This window comes from Brevibacterium sp. MGP-B1, from assembly GCF_057766545.1.
This window is the reverse complement of record NZ_CM173407.1, coordinates 4,315,968-4,331,163: the sequence shown is the minus strand read 5'-3', so window position 1 is coordinate 4,331,163 and position 15,196 is coordinate 4,315,968. Positions and strand designations below refer to the sequence as shown.

The window sequence follows — 15,196 nt, the reverse complement described above, 5'->3', positions numbered from 1 at the left end:
TCAGACATCGACTTTCTTATCAGCACTCTTCTTCCCAGTCATCCGCTTCCACGGCAGCACCGACACAAGAGCCAACACCGCGATGGTGAGGAAGACCATGGCCAGCGGGTCAGTGATGACCGCCCAAAAGTCTCCACCGGTCAGCCCCAGAGCCTGTTGCAGGTTGCGCTCGAGCATCTCGCCCAGCACGAGACCGATGACAAGGAGTGCCGGCGCCATCCCGACCAGCCGCATCACATACCCGAGCACGCCGAATGCCAGAGCGATGTACACGTCAGTTACCGAGTTGTGGATGCTGTAGCAGGAGATGAGCGCGAGGATGAGAATGACCGGGGCCATGAACGGCATCGGAATGGCCAGGATCTTCGCGAGCAGCGGGGACGCGCCGATATTGATGACGACGCCGATGATTGCGCTGAATAGCAGTGCCCCGATGATCGTCCACCCGAGCTCTGGGTTCGCATCGAAGAAACCGGGGCCGGGGTTGAGCCCGTACATCATCAGATAGGCGAGCAGCACTGCTGTCGTGCCTGATCCCGGGATGCCCAAGGTCAGCAGAGGCACCATCGAACCCGACACCGCAGCGTTGTTCGCGGACTCCGGGGCGACCAGTCCGCGAACGGCGCCCTTGCCCATACCTGCAGATGCCGGAGCGAGTCGCTTCTCCAACCCATATGAGAAGAAGGCAGCGATCGTTGTTCCTGCGCCCGGAAGCACTCCGGCGACGAATCCGATGACCGATCCTCGCAGGCTGGGGAAAGTCGCCTGTTTGAGGTCAGATTTCGTCGGAAGAAAGCGTCCCGACAGCTTCGACATCACCTGGGAGTCCTTGCCCATCGTCGTGCTTGCCAAAATCTCACCGACGCCGAAGACGCCGATGATGGCGACGATGGAGTCGATCCCCTCCAACAGGGTGAAGCTGCCGAAAGTGAAACGAGGAAGCCCCGACTGAAGTTCAATGCCGACGGTCGAAACAGCCACCCCGATGGCGACTGCTGTCAGTCCCAGCATCGGTGCCGAACCAACGAGGGTGGCGCTGAGCACCAGCGCCATGACGACGACTGCGAAATAGGCGCCGGGGCCGAACGCCAGCCCGAGCTCCGACATCGGCCCCGCGATGAAGGCGAGTCCCAGGAACGCGAGCACACTGCCGACGAATGATGCGATGGCAGAGATGGAAAGTGCGGTGGCCGCCTTGCCTTTCAACGCCATCGGGTGACCGTCGAGGGTGGTCATGATGGCGCCGGGATCGCCTGGGATGTTCAGCAGGATCGCGGAGATCCTGCCGCCGTATTCTGCACCGAGATACAGGGACACCATGAGCGGGAGAGAGATCTCGGCCGGAACTGTGATCGCCACCGGAAGGAGCAGCGCAATAGCGGTCGACGGACCGATGCCGGGCAGCAGACCGGCGATGGTCCCGAGCACGACGCCGCCCAGAATGACCAACAGCAGAGTCGGTGATGCCGCGATACCGCCCAGAGCGGAGAGGAGATCGTTGATCGTGCTCACAGCTGCAGACCTCCGAAGACCAGGTACTCCAGCCAGCCGACAGGCAGAAGCACGTTGAGCCAGACATCGAACAAGAGGAAGAGAACCATCGCAATCACAATGTTGATGACGAAGAGTCCAACGGCTCGTCCCACGCTGAGACGAATTCCGAACACCGTCATCGAGACCAACATCGAGAAGATGGCTGAGGCTTCGACGAAGCCGATGAGGAAGATCGAGGCCGCATACAGGCCGAAGAGGGCGACACACCAGATGACGCGCAGAAACTCCTGCCCCTCGACCGGCCTGACGTCGACGCTTCCGCGCAGTATCGCGATGACCCCGAGGGCAGTCGTGCAGAATAGGACGATTCCAACGACCAGGGGGAACGTCTTCGGACCGATTCCGTCCTCTCCCGCAGCGTCCGGCAAGAGAATGGCATTGATGAGGTAGAAGATCGCGAGGAAGCCGAGCACAATGCTCGACACCATCGCCGAGGTGGTCCGACTTCCAGGTTCTTGGTGTGGTTCGCCGGCCGGTCGAGTTGCAGCAGTGTCTGTCTCCGCGCTCATTTCACCAACCCCACTTTCTCCAGCACTTCGGTCGATTCTTCCTGTTCGGGGCGAATCACGGTGTCGAGCCATTCCTCACCGGCGACGTATTCGGGGTTGATCCCCAAGGCCTCTGACTGTTTGGCGAATTCGTCAGTCTCCACGGCTTTCTTCAATGATTCACGCCACCAGTCGACCGAATCCTCAGGCATATCCTTTGGACCGAATACTCCTCTCCAGTGGTTGATCGTGATGTCCATTCCGAGGTCGTGCCATGTCGGCACACCTGGTGCCGAATCGACCGGCTCCGGCGCCGAGACTGCGATGATTTCGACGTCACCGCTGTCGACGAGCTCCATCGCTTCCGACATCCCCGTCGACGCCACATCGATACGTCCGCCCAACAGTTCGTTGTTGAGATCGCCGCCATCGGAGAACGCCACGAGGTTGAGCTCGGACAGATCGTCGACTCCGTATTCGCTGGCAGGACGAAGCACGTTGAGCTGGTCGTCGCTGGGAACAGTGCCGATTCCGAAGTTGACCGAACCCGCATCCTTCTTGATTTCGTCGAGCACCGTCTTTGCCGAGTCGTACTTCGACCCGGATTTCACGATCCACACTTCATAGTCGGTTGTCAGCTGAGCCAGTGGAGTGAAGTCGTCCAGGGACATGTCGGTGGTTCCCGTCACGTTGGAGAGGAAGATTCGGTTGGACTCAAAGACGACAGAGGTTCCGTCGTTCTCTCGTTGGAGGACGGCGGCACGAGCCGGATTGCCTCCGCCGCCTCCCATGTTCTCAATCGACATGAAGGTGTCGATGCCAGCGGCTTCGAAACCGTCGTTCGTGATGCGGGTCGTCAGATCGAGGCCACCGCCAGGGGAACCTGCAGCGATCGCGGTGACCCGCGGCGGCGGGAAGCCATCGTTTCTGTGAATGTCAGGCATACATGCCGTTGTGGACGCGGCGAGTGAAAGACCCGCAGACACTGCAGCGATACGCAGAAGAGTGCGTCTCAGGGAGGCTTTTCTCGCCATTGGGAATCCGAAGTGGAGCATGACCGGCACGTTACCCGTCGGCGGCCTCAAACCTCAATGAATCCTGCGAGAATGAGACAAGAAGCCTGGACACCTCCTCTTGTGTTCCCACCTGCCGGGCAGATGCTGAAAGGCGGGTCCGACATGTTCTGTCGGCCCCGCCCTCAACTATTCAGTTCTGACCTCAGTCCAGGAGGTCGTGACGCACGATCGACTGTTCGCGGTCGGGGCCGACGCCGATCACCGACATCCGGCAGCCCGAGAGTTCCTCGAGTGCGAGCACGTACTTCTGCGCATTCTCCGGCAGATCGTCGAAGGTCCGAGCCTTCGTGATGTCCTCGGTCCAGCCGTCGAAGTACTCGAAGATCGGCTTCGCATGGTGGAACTCGGTCTGCGACACCGGCATTTCGTCATGACGCTCGCCGTCGACTTCGTAGGCCACGCACACGGGGATCCGGTCGATGCCGGTGAGCACGTCGAGCTTGGTCAGCACATAGTCGGTGAATCCGTTGGTGCGCGCGGCGTAGCGGGCGATGACCGCGTCGTACCAGCCGCAGCGGCGCGGGCGACCGGTGTTGACACCGAATTCTCCACCGGCCTTCTGCAGGTACTCGCCCATCTCATCGAAGAGCTCGGTCGGGAACGGTCCGGCGCCCACACGCGTGGTGTATGCCTTGACGATGCCGACGACGCGGTTGATTCGGGTCGGGCCGATGCCGGTGCCCACGCAGGATCCGCCGGCGGTCGGGTTCGACGAGGTGACGAACGGGTACGTGCCGTGGTCGACGTCGAGCATGGTCGCCTGACCCCCCTCCATGACGACGACCTCGCCACGGTCGAGCGCCTCGTTGAGCATGAGCTCGGTCTCGGCGACATAGGGGCGCAGTCGCTCGATGAAGGGCTCGAAGTATTCGACGATCTCCTCGACCGACACGGCCCGACGGTTGTAGACCTTGACGAGCAGTTCGTTCTTCTGCCGCAGCGATCCTTCGATCTTCTGACGCAGGATGGACTCGTCGAAGACGTCCTGGACTCGGATGCCCAAACGCCCGATCTTGTCCATGTAGGCCGGTCCGATGCCGCGGCCGGTGGTGCCGATGGCCCGCTTGCCGAGGAATCGCTCGGTCACCTTGTCCAGCGTCTGGTGGTACGGAGCCACGAGGTGGGCGTTCGCCGAGATCCGCAGCTTCGACGTGTCCGCGCCGCGGGATTCGAGGGCGTCGATCTCCTCGAAGAGCGCCTCGAGGTTGACGACGACGCCGTTGCCGATGACCGGGGTGACGTTCGGTGAGAGGATGCCCGCCGGCAGAAGCTTGAGTTCGTACTTCTCTCCTCCGACGACAACCGTGTGGCCGGCGTTGTTCCCACCATTGGGCTTGACCACGTAGTCGACGCTGGTGCCGAGGATGTCGGTGGTCTTACCTTTACCTTCGTCGCCCCACTGAGCGCCGACGACAACGATTGCTGGCATGAGAGTGCTTCACCTCGAAGTGAAAAGGGGATGTCATTACTCCCCAAGTCTACTGGGTCACACCGACACGGCCGCCATCGGGAGCATTCCCTCACCGAGGCGGCCGCGGGCAGGAGACCCAAAGCTCCCACCCGCGGCCGCACCGAGACCCGACCCCGGTCTCACTCCATGCTCATCCCCTTGGCCGGGGCGATCCGCGACATCGACCTCGCTGGTATCGCCGAGGCGAGAACGGCGGCGAGCACTGCGGCGACGCCGATCAGCCCGATCTGCGTCCACGGCACGGACAGCACCGGATTCGCTGAGGCAGGCATCATCGATGCCGTTCCGACCCAGCCGAAGAACGTCCCGACCCCGGCTCCGACGATGAGTGCGATGACCGTCATGAGCAGCGATTCGATCGTGATCATCCGCGACATCGCAGCTCGGGTGAATCCCAGCGCCCGCAGCAGGGCACCCTCTCGGCGTCGTTCGATGACCGAGAGCGTGAGAGTGTTGCTCACTCCGATCACGGCGATGACCACCGCGGCCGCCAGCAGTCCGAGCACCACGCTCAGAGCGACCTGGAATATCGACGCGAAATCCGCCCGATACTGTGCCGCAGTCGCATCGGCTGAGGCACCGACGGCGTCGAGTTCAGAAGCCAGGGCCTCGATCTGCGAGCTCGATGCGTCATCGGCGATCTTCGCCCACGTCTGTTCGGCCGCACTGCCGCCGGCCGCACTGTCGCCGGACCCCTCGAGGGTCTTCGCGTCGGCACCGCTGACCAGGGCCGTCCCCGCGGGGACGTCGTAGGAGGTCTCGATCGTCAGATCGAGATTCTCATCGCCGAGGCGGACGGTCGCGCTCTGACCGTCGACATCAGAATCCTCCTCGTCGAGTCCCACCGTTGTCGGGTCGAGGAGGATCGTGCCCTCATCGACGTCGTAGCCGTCGCTGCGCAGGACCGGGGAGTCGGCGGCCGCCTCGGCGCTGGTGATCGCCACATCACCGGACCCGTCGGTCCCGTCGACGCTCACCGAGGCGGTGGGCGCCGGGACGTTCTCGCGTTCCTCGACGATCGGCGAATCATCGAGCACGGAGGCGATCTTCGCATCATCGGCACCGTCCTGCCCTGCCGTGGAGACCACGAGGTCGACCGGAGTGTCCGCGGCGGTGGCGAGCTCGAGGGTTCGCTGCAGGCTCGAGGAACCGACGACCACGGCCGTGACGAGGGTGATCCCGATGAGCAGTGCACCCGTCGTCGAGGCGGTGCGTCCTCCCGCTGTGCTCGCCGACCGTCCGGCCAGCTTCACCGTCGGCGAGCGCCGCGTGATGAGGCCGACTGCGGCAGCGAACAGCGCCACCAACGGGGGCACGAAGACCTTCGCACCGACGAGGAGGGCGACGAAGAGCGCGAAGCAGCCGACGATGCCGAACAGCACGGACTGGCTCGTGGTCCCGAGCAGGCACAGCGCAACTCCGCCGATGCCGAGCACAAGCGACAGCGTCAGTCGCACCCACCGGATGCGCGGGGCAGCCGCAGGCACATCGACCGGTCGGAGTGCCTCGATCGGGGAGACCCGAGAGGCGCGGATCGCGGGGATCAGCCCTGCCGCGAGGGTGACGAGGATGCCGACGACGGGCCCGACGGCGAACGCCGAGACGGACGGCGACATCTGAGCGAATTCCGGCATCCACAGCGCACGGACCACGGCCGAGAGTCCCCATCCGATGAGGAGTCCGAGACCGACACCGAGCACGGACCCCACGACCCCGAGGCTGAGACTCTCCACCACCGCTGCTCCGCGCACCTGCCTGCGCGAGGCACCGATGGCGCGGAAGAGCGCGAGCACGCGGGTGCGGGAGGCGACGAGGACGTTGAACGTATTCGAGATGACGAGCGCCGCGACCCCCGCGGCCAGCAGTCCGAAGACGATGCCGACAGTCGAGAGCATGTCCGAGGTGTTCGACAGCGACTCGATCTGCTCCTCGACGACCTGGTCGACGGTCCGGACCGAGACGCCCTTTCCGGCGCCGGAGTCGGCGAGAGCGGATTCGACCGCCTCGGCGAGGGCCGTGCGATCGCTCCCGTCGTTCGCGACGACGCGGATGGAGTCGGGCACGAGCTCGCCCGGAGCGGTGGCCAGCCCGTCGTCGGTGAGGTAGAGATTCATTCCCGCGGCCGAGGAGCCGGGCATGATGCCTGAGACGGTGTAGCTCGGGCCGTCGGCGGCGGAATGTCCCGGCCCGTCGAATTCGCCGAGGGTGATGGTGTCACCGACGCCGACCCCGAGGGTCTTCGCATCTGCTTCGCGGAGCATGAGTTCGTCATCCGAGTCCGGGGCGGAGCCGTCGACGGTGTCGACCTGTCCCTGTGGGAGGTTCGTGGCCGACCCGGTCACCGAGGTGGATCCTGCCGAGACAGCGACGAAGGCGGATTCGGTGAGCTGAGCGGACTCGACCCCTTCGACGTCGGCCACCGTCTGACGCATGTACTCGGTGAGCGGTGAAGCCTCATCGGCTGCAGCGGCCGGGCCCTCGGATGCGGCCGCGGTGACGGCGACGTCGGCACCGGCCCATTCGGCGCGGACCTGATTGCGCAGGGTGTCGCCGAAGGCCTGGGAGAACAGGAGGGCCGCGACGATGAAGGCCACGGACACGGCGATCGCGATCATCGCCGCACTCAGACGCCCGGAGGCGCTGCGGAGGTTGGACCATGCGATGCGGATCATCGGGCACCTCCGTCTGTCGGCGCGGCTCCGACTGGAGACCCGGCCGACTGGCCAGCGGGTGCGGCTCCCGAAGCTGCCGAGCCTGCCGTGACATTCATCAGCGCGGCGGCCACGGACTCCGGATCCGGTTGGGAGAGCTCACCGGCCAGCCGTCCGTCGGCGAGCAGAACGACGCGGTCAGCGCGGGCTGCGGCCCGGGGATCGTGGGTGACCATGACGACGGTCTGGCCGAGTTCATCGACCGAGGCGCGCAGGATGTTCAGGACCTCTTCACCGGAGTTCGAGTCGAGGTTGCCGGTGGGCTCGTCGGCGACGAGCACATCGGGCTGGGCGACGAGTGCGCGAGCGACGGCGACTCTCTGCTGCTGTCCGCCGGAGAGTTCGTGCGGCCGGTGACCCAGGCGCTCGCGCAGTCCGAGCAGGTCGACCATGCGATCGAAGATGCGGCGGTCGGCCTTCTGCCCCGACAGCTGCGAGGGCAGCAGGATGTTCTCCTCGGCGCTCATCGCGGGCACGAGGTTGAAGGACTGGAAGACGAAGCCGATGCGGTCGCGGCGCAGCGCCGTGAGCTTGCGGTCGCTGAGCCGTGAGATTGCCGTGCGTCCGATGAAGACCTCGCCCGAATCCGGGGTGTCGAGTCCGGCGAGCATGTTGAGCAGCGTCGACTTACCCGAGCCGGACGGTCCCATGATGGCAGTGAAGCGTTCGGCTTCGATGTCGAGGCTGAGGTCGTCGAGCGGCCTGACCTGTGCGTCCCCTTTTCCGTAGGTCTTGCGCAGTCCGATGGCTTGGATGGCCAGCCTCGGCGCGGGGCTCGAACCCTGACCGGGGGTCGGGCCTTGCGCGGGGGTCGGGGATGAGGTCGGGGAAGGATGGGCATCGGTGTATGTCGCTGATGTGTTCATGCCTCCAGCTTCGTCGCCGACCCCACCCGCCCACATCGGACCTGAGGATGGTCTTCGCTGCAGGGCGCCGAGGCGGCCGTGGCCCGACCGTCATACCTGAGGATGATCTCGGATTCCCTTGAGCGACCTTGCTCGCCGACGATAAACCGGTCTCGAACGGTCGGCCCCGGGCGCGTGCGGATGCTTCCGGCTCAGTTCCCTGCCCCGACGAGACCGGCTTCGTAGGCGAACACGACGGCCTGCACACGATCACGAGCCTCGAGCTTCATGAGGATCCGACCGACGTGGGTCTTCACGGTCGGCTGCGCGAGATAGAGCCGCTCGCCGATCTCGGTATTGCTCAGACCGGTGGCGATGAGGACGAGGACCTCGGTCTCGCGCTGAGTCAATGACTCCAACCGACGCATATCGGCCGCCTCGAGACGGCTCGCACCGGCCCGCCCGGACACATCCGCGCCAGCGGTGCTCAGCGACCCCCGACCGCTCGGCGCAGAAGTGCCGACCTCGGATGATGCTGGCTCACCGTCCCCGGGTGGGGCGGGCGCAACACCCTCGGCCGATGTCGCATCGGTTCCCGAGGCCGCCGATCTCGGATCCGAATGGGGAGGATCCCCCGCGTCGAGGTGGGGCAGGAGTCGCGTCTCGAGCAGTCGTCTGGTGGTGGTGGGAGCGATGACGGCACCACCGTCGACGACGGTGCGGATCGACTCGAGGAGCACCTCGGGCAGGGTGTCTTTGAGCAGAAAGCCTGAGGCACCGGCGCGCAACGCACGCAAGGCGTAATCGTCATCGTCGAAGGTGGTCAGCACGATGATCTTCGGGGGACGGATCGTCCCTTCGTCGGCGAGAGCAAGGATCCGCTGGGTCGCTTCGATACCGTCGATACGCGGCATCCGAACGTCCATGAGCACGACATCGGGTTCGTCCTGCCTGACGACGTCGAGACCCGCCGCACCGTCGCCGGCCTGTCCGACGACGGTGAGGTCCGGTTGGGAGTCGATGACCATGGCGAAGCCCGCCCTCACGAGGGCCTGATCATCGACGAGCACGACGCGCAGCGGTCCGCTCTCCCGAGCATCAGTCCGACCGTGCACGGTCGCCTCTTCGGCGTTCATCGGCTGCTCTCCTCGACTTCAGCGACCTGCTTCTCTCCCGCCTCGGCGGTCTGCCCGGTTCCGGCGGACTGACTCTCTCCCACCTCGGCGGTCTGCCCTGCTACGGCGATCTGCCCGGTTCCGGCAGTCCCATTCTCCCCATGATCGGACGAATCATGAGTGCCGGCGCCCGGGGTGAGCCCGGAATCGGATTCGGGACTGGGCACGGGAGCGGACAGCGGCAACCTGGCCTCGACGAGGAATCCCGTCGTCGTTCCGAAAGCGCTTCCCATGACCGCGCCGGAGGAGAACCCGGGCTTCGCATCGGTGTGCCCTTCGGACCGGTCTTTCACTCCGGTCGACCGGATCGGCCGGGCCATGAGCGTGCCGCCGTAGAGCGCAGCGCGTTCCTGCATGCCGACGATTCCGTATCCACGGCCGTGGGTCGCAGCCCGAGCCGGGTCGTCGGCTCCGTGGCTGTCCATCTCTCCGCTCCCTCGCCCTGTCGTGTGTCCGGTTCCGTTGTCGCTGATGCGGGCGACGAGCTCCGCGTCCTCAGCCAGCAGCTCGACATGTGCCCGAGCACCGTCCCCGGCATGCTTGAGCACATTCGTCAGCGCTTCCTGAACGATGCGGTAGACGGCGAGCGACGCTCCTTCGGCCAAGCGGCCGCGGTCGACGTCATCCAGTTCGGTCACCGAGACCGGAAGCCCCGCCGATCGCACATCGGCGATGAGGGAGCCGATGTCGGCGACGCCGGGCAGCGGCGACGAAGAGCGCTCGTCGTCCTCCTCGGCGCGGAGGAAGCCGAGCAGCGACCGCGTCTGTGCCAAGGCTTCCCGTCCGGTCTGTGCGATGGTCTCGAGGGCTCCGACCGCGACGGCCGGATCGGTCTTCGCCGCATAGCGTCCTCCGTCGGCCTGAGCGATGACGACGGACAGGGAATGGGCGATGACATCATGCATTTCGCGGGCGATGCGCATGCGTTCGGCATCAGCGGCCAGCCGGGTCTCGGATTCGCGTTCGCGTTCCAGCAGGCGGTTGCGCTCGCGGATGCCCTCGATCTCGCGGCGGCGACGGAATCCGACTCCGCCCAACAGCCAGGCGATGAGCACGATCGAAGCACACAGCGCCACGACGACGACCAACAGCACGTATTCGCCGAAAGCCAAGGGGCGCGGGTTCGCGCCGATCGTCGCCTGCAGGGACACGAGGTAGAGCCAGCCGCCCAGGAAGAGTGCGCCGAGGAGGCCCAGGACGAGCACGATGCGACCGTGGTTCCGTGTCCCCCACGCCGTCGTCGAATACACGGTGATCGGCACGGCGACGATGCCGAAGGTCGGTCCCATCATCGTGAGCACGGTCAGCAGGCAGCCGACGGCGATGAGCGAGGAGCTCAGCAGCGGGGCAGTGCGCCGCAGTCCCAGCGGCAGCGTCTGGAGCAGAACGATGCCGACCTGCACTGCCACGGGCACCAGGGCGATCTCGCTCCGCTCGGCCTGGGAGGAGGTGAAGACGACAGTCAGATAGGTGATCGGCAGAGCCCAGAGCAGCGAGTCGACGATCCAAGGATGAGCGGTGAGGGTACGACGGATGCGGTCGACGCGGTCGGGGGTGCGCTGCTGCGGCTCCGGGCGGTGGCCCTCGGTCCGGATCGATCGATTGCTCATGTCGGCCATGGTAGTTCTGCGCCGCCGGACTCACATCATACTCAGGGCTGATCCGAGCAGACGATGCCCGCCGCGGCGCTCACCCGCGAGACCGTACTCGCTCGGGAGCGTCAGATCGCCGAGGCGGCCCCGCCGTCACGAACCGCCCCGACCCACCGAGGTGGCCCTTCACTAGCGCGCGACACCGGACCAGCCGCCGCGTCTCCCCCGTTCGGCGAGGATCTGCTCGCGCAGGATGTCCGCGTGCCCGCAGTGCTGGGCGAGCTCCCGCAGGACGTGGAGGAGCACCCATCGCAGCGGCATCGGGCCGGCCCGATGGCCGGTGAGCACGGTGTCGAGACCCATCTCCGCGATCGCCGCGTGCGAGCGTTCGACCGCAGCCCGGTAGTCAGCGGTCACCGAGGCGATCGTGTCCGAGGAGTCGAGGAGGAAGGAGTCCTTGGAGTCGTGCGGCAGTCCGTAGTCGACCCGACTCCGGCCGGTGATCGCCTCACCGAACCAGACGGTTTCGACGAACACCGCATGTTTGAGCAGAGACAGCAGGCGGGTTCTGCTCGGTACCAGGGATCGCCTCGCCTCGTCTTCGCTCAGGTCGTCGAGGGTCCCGAGCAGGTGCTGTCGGTGTTCGTCGATGAACGCTGTGAACTGCACGCCGAGGTCGGACTCGCGCACATCGGTGGGTCTGATAGCCCTACTGCCGCCGTCGGCGTCTGCACCTGTCATGTCCCCACTGTAGAGCCGCCTCGGCGAGGGAGGACCGATCCGTTCGACGACTCGCCCGAAATCGCAGGCGTTCAGCATCCTTGTTCGCCACGTCCCCCACCCCTATGCTGAAGTGACCCACGTACACCGTCGTTCGGGCAGGAGCCTTGGCATTGTCGCCGGAGCCGTCGACTTCAGGGCATCACCGCTCAGAGGAGGTCGCTCATGTCCACCACGTCAATGCATCCGGCCACGAGTGCTTCGCAGAACCAGCCCGAGAACCAGTCGCAGTCCCCCGCGCTGCCCTACGCCCGCCGCCGCGATCAGCTCGTCGGCTCCGTCATCGATGCCTCCACCACGGTGCTCGCCCAATACCACCATGACATCGTCAAGTTCGGCATGGGGGCACCGGCGCCGGACATGCTGCCGGCCGCGGACTTCGCCCGCATCGCTGCGCAAGTCTTCTCTCCGGAGAACTTCACCTATGGGGAGACGAAGGGCGAGCCCATCCTCATCGAGGCCCTCCACGACTACCTCGCCGCCACCGGACAGATCCCGCCCGAACAGCAGGGGAACCGCGACCGTCTCCTCATCACCTCCGGAGGCATGCAGGGGCTCGATCTCGGGTTCAAACTCTTCGTCACCCCCGGCGACCTCGTCGCCTGTGAGTCGCCGACCTATACGAACGGTTCGGCGACGGCCATGAGCTATGAGGCGGAGATCCTCGAGATCCCCGTCGACGAAGAGGGCATGCAGATCGACGTCCTCGAGGAGCACACGCAGCGCACCGGGCGCGCCCCGAAGGTCATCTACACCGTCCCGACCTTTCAGAACCCGGCAGGCGTGACCATGTCGCTGCCGCGTCGCGAGCGCCTCCTCGAATTCGCCCACCGCCACCGGTCGGTCATCATCGAGGACAATCCGTACGGAATGCTGCGCTTCGAAGGTGAATCACTGCCGGCGCTGAGCGACCTCAGCCCGAACGATCCCCTCATCTTCGGGGTACGCACGTTCTCGAAATTCGTCGCCCCGGGTCTGCGGGTCGGCTGGATCGACGTCGATCCCGAGGTCCGCGAGCTCGCCGTCAATGCCAAACAGACGATGGACTCCTGCGCCCCCGTCCCCAACCAGCACCTCATCGCCCAGTGGCTGGCCGAAGGCGGCGCCGACTCCCATGTCGAAGTCCTGCGCAAGGCCTACCGCGAGCGGAAGATCGCAATGTCGGAAGGACTGGAGAGGCTCTTCCCCGGAGAGATCCGAGCCACCAATCCCGACGGAGGATTCTTCCTGTGGGTGACCTTCGAGGACGAATCCATCAACACCGAAGACCTCATGACCACCGCTCTCGAGGAGGGCGTGGCCTACATTCCCGGTCCTGCGTTCTCGCCGGCCGGGAACTTCTCGAATGCGCTGCGCCTGTGCTTCGCCTCGGCGGCTCCAGACCGCATCGACGATGGCCTGCAGCGCCTCCGCCGTGCCGTCGACCGCTACCGCGCAGAGCGCTGATCAACATGGCGACACATTCGCCGAGGCGGCCCTGACCTCGCCCGACCACGAGATCCGAGCGCTCCCGAATCGACGACCCCGCCTCGGCCGAGCGAGGCGGGCGCGGCCGCCTGTTCGGCGACCGTTTTCAGACCTCGCCGAGGCGGCCGATCCATTGGATGAGGAGCTGAGTCTCCGTTTCGCCCAGGATGTCCGGATTCGCCGCTGCACGTTCGATGACAGCATGACCCAGACGACCGTCGCCCTGTTCGCTCTGTCCGGTTCCGGTGATGGCGGCGAGCACTCCTTCGCGCACGCCCGCTGAAAGTTCGGGATCGTTCTTGCCTTGAATGATCAGCCGCAGGGTGACGCCGATATTCGTGGCGAGCACATGAGCGGCGGCCTGCTTGTGGCCGACGACGAGCCGTCCGTCCTGTTCCGCTTTGAGCGTCAGACCGCGCAGAATCTCGCTCGGCTTCGATTGTGCCTCAGGTGAATAGCCGGGCCTGACCTTGCCGTACATGAGGGTGTAGAAACCCGGGTTCTCCAGGCCGAAGGCAACGTGAGCATCCCAGCCCAGACGCAGATCCTGAATCGGGTCGCCACTGGATTCGGTCGAGGATTTGGCCGACAGATACATGTCGAAGCCACGCTCCACGACGGCCTCGATCAGCCCCTGCTTGTTGCCGAAGAAATGGTACAGAGTGGGCATCTTGACCCCCGCCGCGTCGCAGACCGCGCGCAGAGAGAAGTCCTCTCCGGGCGCCGCGGCAATGAGGTCGGCGGCCGCTTCGAGCAGGCGGGTCCGTGTATCCGTTCCCTCAACTTCTGTCATATCGCTATATTATAATGTACCGTCGATATAGTCCGATGTAACAACGATACGGAGGTTGAGACCATGACCGAACAGACTCTGCAAGGCAAGACCATCCTCATCGCAGGAGGCGGGAAGAACCTCGGCGGACTCATCGCTCGACAGACCGCCGCAGCCCGAGCCGATATCGCCATCCACTACAACTCGGAATCAACGCGCCCGGAGGCCGAAAAGACACTCGCGGCCGTCGAGGCCAGCGGATCGAAGGGCGTCCTGCTCACCGGAGATCTCACCAAGCCCGCCAACGTCGAGAGGCTCTTCGACGATGCCGTCTCCGCGCTGGGGCCCATCGATATCGCGGTGAACACCACTGGCAAGGTTCTGCGCAAGCCCATTGCGGAGACCACCGAGGACGAGTACGACGCGATGTTCGACATCAACGCGAAGGCCGCGTACTTCTTCATCAAGGAAGCAGGCAGACACCTTGCCGACAATGGGAAGATCGTCACCATCGTCACTGCCCTGCTCGCCGCGTTCACCGACGGCTATTCGACCTATGCCGGCGGCAAGAGTCCCGTCGAGCATTTCACCCGAGCCGCAGCGAAGGAATATGCCGACCGCGGCATCTCCGTCACCGCCATCGCCCCCGGGCCCATGGACACTCCCTTCTTCTACGGTCAGGAGACCCCGGAACGAGTGGAGTTCCACAAGTCGCAGGGCATGGGCAACCGTCTGACCCGGATCGAAGACATCGCACCGATCGTGCGATTCCTCGCCACGGAGGGCAACTGGATCACCGGGCAGACGATCTTCGCCAACGGCGGTTACACCACTCGCTGAGGCAGACACGACACTTCCGTCCCCCTCAGCACCCATCCAACAGCCACCTCCCGGAACCACAGGAGAACACATGTCAGATCTGCAGATTCCCGAACCAGTCGCCGGCTTCATCGACACCGTCAACGCTCACGATGACCAGGGCTTCCTCGACGCATTCACCCCTGACGGAGTCGTGGATGACTGGGGCCGCGAGTTCCAGGGCCGAGAGTCCATCAGGGCGTGGAGCGACAAGGAGTTCATCGGCGCAACCGGCATCCTCACGCCCGAAGAGGTCACAGTCGACGGAAACGAAGTCACGGTCATCGGCGATTGGCGTTCGACGCATGCCAACGGTCGATCATCGTTCGCCTTCATCATCGACGGCGACAATCTGAGCCGGATGACGATCCGCGAAGGCTGAGGCTCGGCGAGCGCTGATACCCCAG

At 65.1% G+C, this 15,196-nt stretch carries 13 protein-coding genes; 3 read left to right on the top strand and 10 right to left on the bottom strand.

The annotated features are described in order from the left end of the window. From AC3CD9_RS19560 to AC3CD9_RS19520, 9 genes are all read right to left on the bottom strand, one after another. On the bottom strand, positions 1 to 1,512 hold the full coding sequence (locus tag AC3CD9_RS19560; RefSeq protein WP_488365679.1) for a tripartite tricarboxylate transporter permease: 1,512 nt from the start codon (positions 1,510 to 1,512) through the stop codon (positions 1 to 3). Then, on the bottom strand, positions 1,509 to 1,982 hold the full coding sequence (locus AC3CD9_RS19555) for a tripartite tricarboxylate transporter TctB family protein (protein WP_488365678.1): 474 nt from the start codon (positions 1,980 to 1,982) through the stop codon (positions 1,509 to 1,511). The genes AC3CD9_RS19560 and AC3CD9_RS19555 overlap by 4 nt, the downstream gene beginning before the upstream one ends. Before the next feature lie 77 nt (positions 1,983 to 2,059). Continuing rightward, on the bottom strand, positions 2,060 to 3,097 hold the full coding sequence (locus tag AC3CD9_RS19550) for a Bug family tripartite tricarboxylate transporter substrate binding protein (RefSeq protein ID WP_488365677.1): 1,038 nt from the start codon (positions 3,095 to 3,097) through the stop codon (positions 2,060 to 2,062). Positions 3,098 to 3,260: 163 nt separating this feature from the next. Further along, positions 3,261 to 4,547: an adenylosuccinate synthase gene (locus tag AC3CD9_RS19545; RefSeq protein ID WP_488365676.1), complete on the bottom strand. Its 1,287-nt coding sequence runs from the start codon at positions 4,545 to 4,547 to the stop codon at positions 3,261 to 3,263. Positions 4,548 to 4,708: 161 nt separating this feature from the next. Next, on the bottom strand, positions 4,709 to 7,261 hold the full coding sequence (locus tag AC3CD9_RS19540) for an ABC transporter permease (RefSeq protein ID WP_488365675.1): 2,553 nt from the start codon (positions 7,259 to 7,261) through the stop codon (positions 4,709 to 4,711). Further along, positions 7,258 to 8,166 carry an ABC transporter ATP-binding protein gene (locus tag AC3CD9_RS19535; protein WP_488365674.1) on the bottom strand — a complete coding sequence of 303 codons (909 nt, stop codon included), beginning with the start codon at positions 8,164 to 8,166 and terminating at the stop codon, positions 7,258 to 7,260. The genes AC3CD9_RS19540 and AC3CD9_RS19535 overlap by 4 nt, the downstream gene beginning before the upstream one ends. A 191-nt stretch (positions 8,167 to 8,357) precedes the next feature. Then, positions 8,358 to 9,281, bottom strand: coding sequence for a response regulator transcription factor (locus AC3CD9_RS19530; protein WP_488365673.1), 924 nt, complete (start codon positions 9,279 to 9,281; stop codon positions 8,358 to 8,360). Next, a complete protein-coding gene (locus tag AC3CD9_RS19525; RefSeq protein WP_488365672.1) occupies positions 9,278 to 10,930 on the bottom strand; it encodes a sensor histidine kinase in 1,653 nt (550 codons plus the stop codon). Before AC3CD9_RS19525 ends, AC3CD9_RS19530 begins: the two co-directional genes overlap by 4 nt. Before the next feature lie 171 nt (positions 10,931 to 11,101). Next, positions 11,102 to 11,653 carry a DinB family protein gene (locus AC3CD9_RS19520; protein WP_488365671.1) on the bottom strand — a complete coding sequence of 184 codons (552 nt, stop codon included), beginning with the start codon at positions 11,651 to 11,653 and terminating at the stop codon, positions 11,102 to 11,104. A 204-nt stretch (positions 11,654 to 11,857) separates the two neighbouring features. Here AC3CD9_RS19520 and AC3CD9_RS19515 point away from each other — a divergent pair, with 204 nt between their 5' ends. After that, the gene (locus AC3CD9_RS19515; protein WP_488365670.1) at positions 11,858 to 13,138 is read left to right on the top strand and encodes an aminotransferase-like domain-containing protein; all 1,281 of its coding nucleotides are present in this window, start codon (positions 11,858 to 11,860) and stop codon (positions 13,136 to 13,138) included. A 127-nt stretch (positions 13,139 to 13,265) separates the two neighbouring features. Here the strand turns inward: AC3CD9_RS19515 and AC3CD9_RS19510 are convergent, their stop codons facing one another. Next, positions 13,266 to 13,952: a TetR/AcrR family transcriptional regulator gene (locus AC3CD9_RS19510; RefSeq protein ID WP_488365668.1), complete on the bottom strand. Its 687-nt coding sequence runs from the start codon at positions 13,950 to 13,952 to the stop codon at positions 13,266 to 13,268. Between the two features lie 63 nt (positions 13,953 to 14,015). On the opposite strand from AC3CD9_RS19510, the gene AC3CD9_RS19505 reads away from it, so the two are divergent. After that, positions 14,016 to 14,771 carry an SDR family oxidoreductase gene (locus AC3CD9_RS19505; RefSeq protein ID WP_488365667.1) on the top strand — a complete coding sequence of 252 codons (756 nt, stop codon included), beginning with the start codon at positions 14,016 to 14,018 and terminating at the stop codon, positions 14,769 to 14,771. Positions 14,772 to 14,841: 70 nt separating this feature from the next. Beyond that, entirely contained in the window at positions 14,842 to 15,171 is a 330-nt protein-coding gene (locus AC3CD9_RS19500) for a nuclear transport factor 2 family protein (protein WP_488365666.1), read from the top strand. The last annotated feature ends 25 nt before the right edge of the window (positions 15,172 to 15,196 follow it).

Coding starts and splice junctions, on each gene's coding strand:
- AC3CD9_RS19555 (WP_488365678.1), bottom strand. CDS start 1,982: ATGGTGTCGAGCATTGTGCTCGGCTTCCTCGCGATCTTCTACCTCATC.
- AC3CD9_RS19550 (WP_488365677.1), bottom strand. CDS start 3,097: ATGCTCCACTTCGGATTCCCAATGGCGAGAAAAGCCTCCCTGAGACGC.
- AC3CD9_RS19545 (WP_488365676.1), bottom strand. CDS start 4,547: ATGCCAGCAATCGTTGTCGTCGGCGCTCAGTGGGGCGACGAAGGTAAA.
- AC3CD9_RS19540 (WP_488365675.1), bottom strand. CDS start 7,261: ATGATCCGCATCGCATGGTCCAACCTCCGCAGCGCCTCCGGGCGTCTG.
- AC3CD9_RS19535 (WP_488365674.1), bottom strand. CDS start 8,166: ATGAACACATCAGCGACATACACCGATGCCCATCCTTCCCCGACCTCA.
- AC3CD9_RS19530 (WP_488365673.1), bottom strand. CDS start 9,281: ATGAACGCCGAAGAGGCGACCGTGCACGGTCGGACTGATGCTCGGGAG.
- AC3CD9_RS19525 (WP_488365672.1), bottom strand. CDS start 10,930: ATGAGCAATCGATCGATCCGGACCGAGGGCCACCGCCCGGAGCCGCAG.
- AC3CD9_RS19520 (WP_488365671.1), bottom strand. CDS start 11,653: ATGACAGGTGCAGACGCCGACGGCGGCAGTAGGGCTATCAGACCCACC.
- AC3CD9_RS19515 (WP_488365670.1), top strand. CDS start 11,858: ATGTCCACCACGTCAATGCATCCGGCCACGAGTGCTTCGCAGAACCAG.
- AC3CD9_RS19510 (WP_488365668.1), bottom strand. CDS start 13,952: ATGACAGAAGTTGAGGGAACGGATACACGGACCCGCCTGCTCGAAGCG.
- AC3CD9_RS19505 (WP_488365667.1), top strand. CDS start 14,016: ATGACCGAACAGACTCTGCAAGGCAAGACCATCCTCATCGCAGGAGGC.
- AC3CD9_RS19500 (WP_488365666.1), top strand. CDS start 14,842: ATGTCAGATCTGCAGATTCCCGAACCAGTCGCCGGCTTCATCGACACC.